We start from the raw sequence: 10,620 nt of genomic DNA on the forward strand, positions 1-10,620 counted from the left end.
GGCCGACACCGACGCTGCCGCGCAGGGGCTCGCCGACAGCCTGCTGGGCAGGCGCGTCGACACCCTCCGCATCTCCGATCTCGAAACCCGCATCCGGCAACAGAAGGAAGAGGACGATGGGCCGCAAACGGCTGGTGACGCTTCTCGCACTTGCAAGCCTCGGTATGGCATCCCCACCCGGCTGTCAGTCGGTGTGGACGCCATCGGGCGATGAGATGAAGCCGCACGTCGATCCGAGCGTCATGGCGGAATGCGGCACCGTCGTTGATGTCCCACACCGCTTCATCCCGGGCGATGAGACCAGCCGGCTGTGGGCGCAAGACCGCGCCAATCTCGGCGCTTGCGGGCGCCTCAATCACGCCAAGGGCACCACGATCAGGGCTTTGGTGAAATGAACCATGAAACAGCAGTCAGCAGTGCATCGGGGCGGGCATGACATCAGATTTCAATTCGAACGTCGCATTCATCATCACGGTCCTCATGGCGGCTGGCGGCATATGGTGGCGCATCGAGGCGGCGATCAAGGCCGCCCGAAACGAGGTCAAGGAAGAAGCCAAGGCCGCGCTTCTCAAGGCGGAGGCGGTGGCGACACTGGTGGCTTTCCACGCAGATCAACTGGCCAGCTACAAGCTGCACGTCGCCGAGACCTATATCACCAAGGCCGGTCTGCGGGAGTTCCGCGACGAGGTGATGACCGGGGTCCGAGACCTCAAGGGCAGCGTGTCGACACTGCATGAGCGTATGGACCGCGTCATCGAGGGCGACAAGATGGCCCGCAAGCGCGAACCTCAAGACTGAGCTTCTACCCGGTTATCCACAGCCGCGATCTCGACCGGTAAAATTCGACCGTTCTGATTAAGCTGTAGGTTAGCGCCGATCTCGCACGATCGCTCCGTTGCCTAAAGAGGCGAGCCGGGCCCGTCGCGGTTTGCCTCCCATCCGCATCCACTGCCCCGCCGGCCTCGCGCTGGCGGGGCTTTTTTGCGTTTCAGGTCGGCTTGTCGACCAGCGGCTTCCTGCGCGTCGGTGCCACGTAGCTGGTCACCAGCCGGACCGTACCGATGCCGACGGTGACGCCAAGGTCACGGCCGCCGATGGTGACGGTGTCCTCGTCGACCCTGGTGACCTCGCCGGTCAATTCGATCTGCTGGCCGCGCTTCACCTTGGTGGCGCGGTCGACTATCGAATGCGGGAAGCCGTACGACGGGATCGATACGCTGACCTGATCCTCCGTGACACGCCGGCGCACCGTCGCGGTCACCGCGACCACATCGCCGACCTTGATGCCCTTGCCCATGTATGGAGTCTGGCGCAACGCTGGCGCCCGTCAAGGTCTCAGCCTATATCGGCGGGATGGCGAAGGGCTGGACCATTCAGGGGCTGATCGATGGCAAGATGGTCGTCACCGCGTTCTGCCACAACCACCGCTGCCATCACAACCAGGTGCTCGATCTCCAAAAGCTGAAGGAGAAGCTGGGCCCTGATGCCCCGGCAATGGAGTGGGATTTGCGAGCCAAGCTCAGATGCCGAAAGTGTGGGAACAACGACAGCAAGCGGTTTGGGCTTACCTATGTTCCCGATTACGACAAGGTGCCGCGGTCCCCGATCGCCAGCCCCTACAGGAAGACATCCGAATAGCGATCTTCCACGGCTGGACACTTTTCCGAAAAACATAATGATTACGTGGAAAGCAGAACTGTCCAGAGATCGCGCAAGCGATTGATTTCGCTCACTTCATGCATTCCGCCTCTGGGCACCATCCCCTCCTCTCCCGACACTCCCTTTCGCCGAATCTTCTACGCTTCTGTTTGCACAAACAACTGAAATCGTTCATCTTTTTGGGAAGGATGGCGCGATTGAGCGCGTTTCATGGAATTTCGGCGTATTTGGTCTAACGAGGCGGAGGGCTGGTATTTCCGTTGGTACTGGACATCCTGATGGTATCGAAACAGCCAAAGGGAGGTGTCCCACAAATGGCCCTTTCCGACGTGAAATGCCGAAATGCCCGTCCTGCTTCCAAGCTATTGAAATTGTCTGATGGTGGCGGGCTCCAGCTCTGGGTGCAGCCCACCGGATCCCGCCTATGGCGCCTCGCCTATCGATTTGACGGCAAGCAGAAGCTTCTGGCGTTGGGCAGCTATCCCCTTATTTCGCTCGCCGAAGCACGCAAGGCGCGCGATGACGCCAAACGTCTCCTCCTCACTGGCATCGATCCCGCGCAGGAACGCAAGTTGCGAAAGGTCGGTTCGGCAAAGGACAGCTTTCGATCAATCGCCGAGGAATATGTGGACAAGCTGAAGAAAGAGGGACGTGCCGACCGGACTATCACCAAGGTCAAATGGCTACTCGACTTCGCCTATCTCACCTGTGGGCACAAGTGCATTCGGGACATTGATGCGGCCACTATCCTTGCTGCCCTTCGTAGCGTGGAGGTGCGCGGTCGATACGAGTCGGCCAGGCGGCTGCGCTCGACCATTGGCAGCGTCTTTCGATACGCCATCGCCACTGCACGCGCCGACACTGACCCCACGTCCGCGCTGAGGGGCGCTCTCATCAGGCCAACGGTCACGCCGCGTGCCGCCATTACCGATCCGAAGGCATTCGGCGGCTTGCTGCGTGCGATCGAGACATTCGACGGACAGCCCGCAACCCGAGCGGCTCTGAGGTTGATGGCGCTGCTGTTTCCCCGCCCCGGTGAGCTTCGCGCTGCCGAATGGGGGGAGTTCGACTTCGAAAGTTCGGTATGGACTATCCCGGAAGCGCGAATGAAAATGCGACGACCGCACCGCGTTCCTCTTTCAACGCAGGCTTTGGATATCCTGGCCGAGCTTAAAAAAATCTCCGGCGCTGGGACGCTGCTGTTTCCAAGCGTGCGATCGCCTTCTCGTCCGATTTCCGACAATACACTCAACGCCGCCCTGCGTCGCATGGGTTACAGCAAGAATGAAGCAACGGCCCATGGCTTCCGAGCAACGGCATCAACTCTGTTGAACGAATGCGGCAAGTGGCATCCAGACGCCGTAGAGCGACAGCTGGCTCATATTGAAAATAACGACGTTCGGCGCGCCTATGCCCGGGCGGAGCACTGGGAAGAGCGCGTCAAGATGATGCAGTGGTGGGCAGATTATCTGGAAAAAATTGAGAACGCCGGAACGCGCGGGTAAACTCAATCAGATGCGGGCAGCCAGCTGTCCGGCACGTATCGCGAACGTCCGGTTTACGCTGCATAGCGGCCGTTGAGGCCTGCGTTGCCGCTCTCCCGAAGCGGACATCCCTGGGGAACCTGGCGGCCTGAAGGCGGAATGGGTGATCCGACGAAGGCCGAGAGCGCTGCGATCTAGCGAGGGCTGGAACAAGGCATGGTTCAAGGCCAGTGCCGGAGCGCCGCGCTAGCTGATTCCACACTTGTTGAAGCCGACATGATGGGAGACCTATCTAAGGCCCATGTCCACACGCCAGAAAATGGATGCAGCTGCGAATTTGATCGAAGGGTGGACGCTCCCGTCTGCGGCCACGCTTGGGTCATCGGTCCGAGCCAGAGGGATCGTTCGCGAAGTGCGAGCCCACCTGCCTTTGGCGGCGAAAAAGCTGCTCGGTATCGAGGTCGGGGTGCTCACCTTGCGCATGCCGGAAGGCGCCTATGGCGATTTCCGGACTGCGTCGGCGATTGTGTCCAAAACGCTGGAAGGCATCGAAGGCCTGCCCGTAATTCCCCGTGAAGTCGAAGACATCCTGACGATCTCTTCGGCAGAGCGGCACCGGTGGCTCAAGGACGGCCGCTTGCAAAGCACAGGCACACGTACGGTGAAACTTCGTGGTCGCGCAAGGAAGGTAACTTTTCACGTGTTTGACCCACGTCACATCGAGGACGTGCTCGATCGCGACTTGGTTACGGTCTGGCGCGAGGACGACGCGATAGCTGCTGCAGAGAATAGGCGGCGGGCCGCCGGAAAGGCCGCCCTGAAGCGTGCGCAAAAGAGCGGCCGCAGGGCCGCGTCTGCGCCTGACAGCACTCGGGACGAGGTGTCACGTCAGAAACTGAAGGGCTGGGACGAATTCGAGAGTGACGGACTTCTGCGCTGATTCAGCGAAAAAAGATTCTTTCGCTGCTCCTGCCCACTACGACCGCACTGGCCCGAATCCTGATCCGGGTCGCGCGCCTGACCTCCGGGAGTCAATGGGCGTAAACAGTCCGCGAGTCTGGTTCCGGCCCAGGTAGGCGACAGTAACGGGCCGCCATATCGGCCGTTCACCACGGGCGACACCATTTCCCGAAAGCAGCGAGCCGTTGGCGCGCGTCATCGGTATCCCTTTTAAGTCCCAGGGGATACTGTTGCCGCCCATCAGCCGTCTTATCGGTATGGCGAAGCCGCTGATCTGTGTTAAGCCGCCGCCCGAACAGCCGAAGGAGTACACCCGTGAGCGAGCCGACCGTGGCCGAGGCGACCGACAGCATCTATGCATCGCTCCGGGCGAACAATGCCGACATCGATGCAAATATCGCGGCGCTCAAAGCGGCGCTGACGCGAGAGGGGATAGAACAGGCGGTGCTCGATCCGACCAGGCTGGCGCAGAACAACCGTTCGAGCCGCAAGGTGATGCAGGCTTATTTTCGGCAGCGCGGCGTGACGTGAGGTGGGCCAATTCATGGAACACGAGCCCTGCAAGATACGTTTCATCTTGGCTGAGCATGGTGCTTAGCAGCGGGTCACTTGACCAGCCAAGCGTGCAAAATGCAGTGATGCCCGTCAGATAGACGTCCAGGCCCTGCCTCTGAAGTGCGACAGCGGTTTCAATCGCAGACCTTTTGGAGAAGTATCCTCGGTACGGAACGCATCCGAACACCGGAAAGCACCATGTTCGTGGCGTCAGCGAGAATTCCGACGCTGCGAAGACGGCCCATGTCACGGCGTCCCGACCAACGTTGACATGGCTGCGGTAGCTATTGTTGTCTGGAAGCGCTAGTTCATCTATCGCAAACTGTCGGATGGCGCTCGCCGATTCCATTCGAGCGCGTAATGTCCCAGGGATCGAAGGATCGTCGATCAGCTCTTCGACATCCTGGCGCGCCGCCATGATCTCCACGTGACCCTTCAAGGATTGTGCGTAGTAAGAAATGCTGGTGCAACCTGCCAGGCTGGACATCACGATCATCGCAGCAACCGAACGAAAAAATGCACGCATCACGGTTGCCCACGGCATTTGCTCACACGTCCGGATAGGGCAAACGTCGCAACTACGCCCGGTCCCAAACAGTGGCTCCAATTTGGTTGATGTCCTGGATGGGGGTTTAGGTTAGACGTTCGTCTTCGGCAAGATTGTCACAATGTGGTCATTCGCTGCCAAATTGCCGAATGTCCGCTATAAGCCGGACACGGCGACGTGGAACTATCCGCCTAGGAGGTCTTTTTCTCCTGAAGCTTCCGGTCGCATCCGGCCCAACGCTGTTGGTCCGCAATGCGCCCACGTCGGCCATAGACGCAAATTGTCTCCTCCCAGGAAGTAGTCGTTGCCGATGACCATGCTCCAGGTCGTAGTCGCGCTAATAGCTGCCATTGGGAATCGTTCCGCGAAGATAGTTCGGGGAAGCTGAACGACGACCGTGCAAGCGGCCTGCCGAGGCCGTCGAAATTGTCTTCGAAATCGTTCCTATTGTCGAAAAGTCCGCTCTCGCCCTCTAGGCGGCCTGCTCGCAGAGGAAAACTTCACAACTAATGCACAGTGTGTCACAATCTGAATTGGGAGCCTGGGGGGAAATATGGACGAGCCGCGTCTAGGTCTACGCGGCGCTTACGAGGCCTTATTCCGATCGCGCGGATTATCGCTCCCTGATGGGCGCCCACTTTATCGCTACCGATTCAGCCGACAAGAGTTCGAGGGCGTTCGGGAGGTCCTAAAACGCCATGGACCGACCGCGCTGAACGACTCCCATGGTCAGGCTTTGTTCGTTGCTTTCACAGCCGAGTGGTATCGCCGGGAACGCGCCGGGGGGGCTTGGGACTGGATCAGACCCTTAGCTGTCCTTGGAATTCGATATCACGCGAATGATTCGGCCGCCGACGTGCGCTACGCGGTGGTGCGGGAAGCCGCCGAAGCTGGCTTGAAACGGTGGCGACGCCCTCAGCCGACCGACGTGCCGCTCCTCTTCGGCGTAGTGCGCGAGGCGGGTTTTCCAGCTGCTGCCATCAAAGAGGGAACCTTGGGGTTATGGCTGAAGCGCAGCATCTTGGCGATCGAAATGGGCTTCACACCTGCCGAGGCCGTCGCAAGTGAGGCATGGCGGGCGGGCGAAACGCTTGTTCAGGCGCTGGTGGAGCCAGCCGTGGCGCTGTCCACGGTAACCGTTCGTTTCCGTCAACAATTGCCGCCCCTCCACGAACGAAATGACCGAGATCCCGTGCTCCACCTGGATTCTGTGGTGCCTGCTTGGCGCAACGATCTGCCTTTTGACTTGGAGGAAGGCGATTTTCGATCTCTGGTGGAAGACTTGGTCCGGACCCGGCGCGTCGAAGGGGGAGCCCTGGCGGCAAGCCGATTGCTGCGGCGCACCGCCGAAGGGTGGGCGCCGCGGGCCGAACTCACCTTGTCAGGTGAACTCGACGTGGTCCGAACATCTCCCCAATTGCAGGCAGCGATGGAAGGTGCCACTCGGCTGCGCATCTTTCCGCGGGGTGATCTGCCGGGTTTGAACCGGCCCATCGCCGTGCTGGAACAGGTGGAATCAGACGAGGCGACAGCGTGGGAGTCCCGTCCGCTGGTCAAGGCGTTCGAAGTTCCCGCTCGCCTGAACCAGGCAATTAGGTTGGCGGCAGTTGCAGGGGAGACCTTAGTCGAAGAGTTCACCGCGTTTGCCGGCGAGCCGGTAGACGCGCCTGTCCTCCTCTTCCAGCCAGATCCTGGCGTCGATTTTGAGAACGCGCTTGAACTAAGATTCATTGGCAGTTCGCCCTTTCGAAGCACTCGGCCATGGCTGGCTATGGCTGTAACGCAGGAGGCTCGTTCAGCACTGAAGTTCGAACACCCTCCTTCTGACTTGGGAGACTGCATCCTCGATGGACGCTGTCTTCTGGCCTTCGTCGGGCAAGCTTCGCTCGACCTTGGTGATGGGCGTCTCACGTGGCGTAGCGCGGCCGAGCGCGAGGATACGAAGCGACTGATCCTCACAGGAGAGACTCTACGGCGGGTGCGCGAGACGGTGTTCCTAGGGACGCCAAAGGCTTGGCTTTCGGATGGTCAGCATCACACGCTGGTTTCGTCGGAAGACCTAATTTGGCGGTCGTTGGGGAGAGGCTCGTGGCGTTCTTCGAACAAACACGCGCCCCTGGGCAGGGTCGAGATCGCAATGAGGCGGGGCGGTGAACTGGTCGCTTGGACCTGCGCCGACGTTGCGCCGCGTGAATTGGTGCTATCGGGAGAACCGCGAACCCACTCGTTGAAAATCGAGAATCTGCTCGGGGCCAGCGTTGCGGCGAAGGGCGGTCAGATCCTTCCGATCTCCAGGAATGGTGATGACGCGCGCGTCGATCTTCGACTCCACACCCCAGGCGCGATGCTACACGTGGCGCTGCGATGGGACACCCAACTCGACCTAACGCTCGCTGATCCGATTGCCGAGCCGCTCCTGTTGACCCCGGACATGCGGCCCGCCGTAAGCCGGGCCCAGATTTCGATCGATCGACTGCATGGGTTCCGCCTGTTGGCGCCTGGCGGTCGCGACCTATGGCTGGTGGTTCGGCAGGGCGCAGGACAGCCCGTGCAGGCCACGCGTCGTATCGACGGTCTCGTCCCGCTATCGGCCTTTCAAGACGAATTGCGGGATCTCCTTGGTAGCTTTCCGGACCTCGATGCGGAGGTGCGCCTGAGCTGGGCCGGTCGAGGTGACCACTTCGCCGAGATCGCCTGGTACGACGAAGACCAGCCGCTGGTGGCCGAGAAAGGCATTTCGCCGTTCTCGGGCCTTTCGAGTATCCTTGGTTGGAATCTGGATGCGCTAGCGCTGACGCAGCCTACCGCGAAACTCTCCAACAACCTTCCACGCCTTTCCTTGCAGGAATTGCAGACGCGACTCCTGCAAGAGCTCGGTCCGGGCCCCTGGCTGATCTTCGGGCGAACCAATGACGGGACCTCGCTCAGACCGAAGGTGGTCGCCCAACCACCGGGCGACGACGATCGTGGAAGTGCGCTTCGTCTGGCCTTCAGGATCGCACGACGTGACGCCCGGGACGATGCATTTGCTACAGTGTTAAAGCACCCGGAAGCCTTGAACCGCGCTGATCTCCGCCTCTTGGTCGATCTGAGCGTGGCCGCGCGGGATCGCAACGTGCCCGTGCCGGCGATCGATGCCCTGCGGTCACTTTGCCGTGCCCCCCAGGCGGCTCCGTGGATCCTGTCGACCTGCGACACTCTTGAGGAGCGCGACGCCGTGATCCGGCTACAAAGTGAGTTACCCTTCCTCTGGTGCGCAACGGAAGTCGAGCACTGGGTGTCTGCGTTTCGAACGAGAATTGACGAGTTGGAGCGCCGCCTGGAACGGTTGGAACTACCGACTGCCGACGCAGGGCGCAATGTGGCGGCCGCCCTCGGCCAAATCGCTGATCTGGAGCCCGGGCTAGCGACTCATGCGTGGATCACCTTCCTATTGGTCGCGCCACGAGCAGATTTGGAACCCGGCCTCATCGGAAGGCTATGCCGGCGTCCGAAGGAAACGCTTCGGGAACTCGCCGAAGCGTTCGTGACTCGTCAGAGTGAGCATCGCGAGCCACCGACCGGATTGCATCTCGCGGGGCTCCTGCCAGAGCGACGCGAGCTTTGGGAGCGGTACGACCCAGCCTTCGCGGATTTGATCGCTGCTCCCCTAGTGGCGGCGCGAATGGCGGCCGGCAAACTCCATCAAAACCCGCAGGTTGTCGGACGATGTCGGGCCGCTTGGCTCCACGACCGTCAGCTCTTCGAGAGCGCTCTCGCCGTCGCCCTTGGACGCGAGACTATAGACCCCGGCACCACCCAACGAATGGACCTGTGATGGAAATCGAGAGGCTTCTGGCGCGGCTGCCACGCGATGCTGCAGATGCGATTGTCGGTATGGCTCGACTCCGTTCAGTCGATCTCAATCGGCATCTGCGTGAGGGCTTGGGTGCGCGCGCTGGTCAGCCTAACTCGGCCCTCTCCGAACCGTTTGTCGAAGGCGCTTATCCCTGGTTGCCGTTAGAGGGCGGTTGGGGCGGATTGCCGGCTGGCCTTTTGCACCCAAGAACGCTCGAAGTTCTGCGTGAAGTCGCATACCCGCCCTACACCCACCAGGTGGACGCTTGGAAGCAGCTTTGCGGCGAACGCGCCGCTTCGGTGATCGTGTCGAGCGGCACAGGCTCAGGGAAGACAGAATGCTTTTTGACACCGATTTTGGATGGGCTGGTTCGATCCTCCGATAGCGGTGCAAAACCGCTCGAAGGAGTGCGCGCGCTGATGCTCTATCCGCTCAACGCACTTATCGCCAGCCAGGAGGAGCGGCTGTCAAAGTGGTTCGCCCCCTTCGGCGGAGCGCTGCGCTACTGCCTCTACAATGGCGACACGCCGGAGAGTGTGCGGAGCACCGCCGCGCGTGGGGAACCCTGGAAGGTCGCTGATAGGACGACACTCAGGCGCTCGCCTCCGCCGGTTCTTGTCACCAACGTTACCATGCTGGAGTACATGCTGATCCGGCAGAAGGACGCACCGATCCTGCGGGCGTCACAAGGTACGCTTGACTTCGTGGTACTGGACGAAGCGCACTCATATGTCGGCGCCCAGGCGGCCGAAATTGCTCTCCTACTACGCCGCGTCGCGCTTGCTTTCGGTCGCAAACCCGAAGAGCTCCGATACGTCGCGACCTCAGCGACGATCGGCGGCCCGGACGCCGCCGAGCTACGATCCTTCCTTCGAGATCTGTCAGGCGCACCAGAGCAAAATATTCACGTGGTAAGAGGTGTTAGGGCGTCGCTACCGGCCTCTCCTGCCCTCAATAGCAATCTCATCGAACTTGACGAGATAGCGGGCATGGAACCGCTCCAGGCCGGTGAGATCTTCGCTAAGTCTGCACCGCTAAGGGTCCTGAGGGAGCAGTTCAGAGCCGGCGCCATCGTAGGCTGGAGCGGCTGGAGCGCGCAGGCGCGCCAGATCGGCGGCGCGGACGTAGACCCGAGGCGCCTGCTTGTCGAAGCGTCAAGGGCGAAGGACCCACATTCCGATCCGGCGCTGGCCAGCGCTGGCGGAGACTCAATCCTGCCGGTCCGCCTACACCTCTTCCACCGGACGCTTTCCGGTCTCTGGGCCTGCGTGAACCCGACCTGTCCCGGGCGGCCCGCCGCATCTGAAGCAGCCGACTGGCACTTCGGCGCCGTCTTCCTCGAATCGCGAGAGCATTGCTCACACTGCGGATCGCTCGTGCTCGAATGGGCCTATTGCATTCAATGCGGCGATGGTGCGCTCAAGGCTGAAGAAACTGCCGACGGATCGCATCTTGTGGCCTGGACAGGCGGCACAGGGGACGGTGAGTTCGAGCAAACGCTCGATCGCGACGAAACCTTCGGCGCCGAAGACGACACACAAGACGATGCGCCGCTGACCACATCCCCGGTCGTGAAC

The 10,620-nt window shown here is 61.1% G+C and carries 10 protein-coding genes and 1 pseudogene; 9 read left to right on the forward strand and 2 right to left on the reverse strand.

Features of this window, described 5'->3' with window-relative positions; genetic code table 11:
- From EN742_RS38670 to EN742_RS11640, 3 genes are all read left to right on the forward strand, one after another.
- A partial coding sequence (locus tag EN742_RS38670) for a hypothetical protein (RefSeq protein ID WP_210214449.1) occupies positions 1-214 on the forward strand: 214 nt, incomplete at its 5' end.
- A gap of 1 nt (position 215) precedes the next feature.
- Positions 216-395, forward strand: a complete 180-nt coding sequence (locus tag EN742_RS38675) for a hypothetical protein (protein WP_210214450.1) — start codon at positions 216-218, stop codon at positions 393-395.
- A gap of 37 nt (positions 396-432) precedes the next feature.
- Positions 433-798, forward strand: coding sequence for a hypothetical protein (locus EN742_RS11640; protein WP_128332831.1), 366 nt, complete (start codon positions 433-435; stop codon positions 796-798).
- Positions 799-988: 190 nt separating this feature from the next.
- Here the strand turns inward: EN742_RS11640 and EN742_RS11645 are convergent, their stop codons facing one another.
- Positions 989-1,297, reverse strand: a complete 309-nt coding sequence (locus EN742_RS11645) for a hypothetical protein (RefSeq protein WP_128332833.1) — start codon at positions 1,295-1,297, stop codon at positions 989-991.
- A gap of 56 nt (positions 1,298-1,353) precedes the next feature.
- Here EN742_RS11645 and EN742_RS11650 point away from each other — a divergent pair, with 56 nt between their 5' ends.
- The 4 genes from EN742_RS11650 (at position 1,354) to EN742_RS11665 (ending at position 4,634) form a co-directional block, all read left to right on the forward strand.
- Entirely contained in the window at positions 1,354-1,638 is a 285-nt protein-coding gene (locus EN742_RS11650; RefSeq protein ID WP_128332832.1) for a hypothetical protein, read from the forward strand.
- Positions 1,639-1,973: 335 nt separating this feature from the next.
- Positions 1,974-3,164 (forward strand): integrase arm-type DNA-binding domain-containing protein, encoded by a 1,191-nt coding sequence (locus EN742_RS11655; protein ID WP_091595317.1) that lies wholly within the window; start codon positions 1,974-1,976, stop codon positions 3,162-3,164.
- Between the two features lie 280 nt (positions 3,165-3,444).
- Positions 3,445-4,083, forward strand: coding sequence for a hypothetical protein (locus tag EN742_RS11660; RefSeq protein WP_126034257.1), 639 nt, complete (start codon positions 3,445-3,447; stop codon positions 4,081-4,083).
- Positions 4,084-4,418: 335 nt separating this feature from the next.
- Positions 4,419-4,634, forward strand: a complete 216-nt coding sequence (locus tag EN742_RS11665) for a hypothetical protein (RefSeq protein ID WP_091595108.1) — start codon at positions 4,419-4,421, stop codon at positions 4,632-4,634.
- Positions 4,635-4,644: 10 nt separating this feature from the next.
- On the opposite strand, the pseudogene EN742_RS11670 reads toward EN742_RS11665, so the two are convergent.
- Positions 4,645-5,202: pseudogene (locus EN742_RS11670) on the reverse strand (aminopeptidase); the annotation flags it as partial.
- A 556-nt stretch (positions 5,203-5,758) separates the two neighbouring features.
- Between EN742_RS11670 and EN742_RS11675 the strand changes: the two are divergent.
- Positions 5,759-9,022 (forward strand): STY4851/ECs_5259 family protein, encoded by a 3,264-nt coding sequence (locus tag EN742_RS11675; RefSeq protein ID WP_210211044.1) that lies wholly within the window; start codon positions 5,759-5,761, stop codon positions 9,020-9,022.
- Positions 9,022-10,620 (forward strand): DEAD/DEAH box helicase (locus tag EN742_RS11680; RefSeq protein WP_189375288.1); only part of this gene is annotated, 1,599 nt, incomplete at its 3' end. The genes EN742_RS11675 and EN742_RS11680, both read left to right, overlap by 1 nt.

The sequence above is a fragment of the Mesorhizobium sp. M4A.F.Ca.ET.020.02.1.1 genome, from assembly GCF_004022645.1.
In the GTDB taxonomy this organism is placed as follows: Bacteria; Pseudomonadota; Alphaproteobacteria; order Rhizobiales; family Rhizobiaceae; genus Mesorhizobium.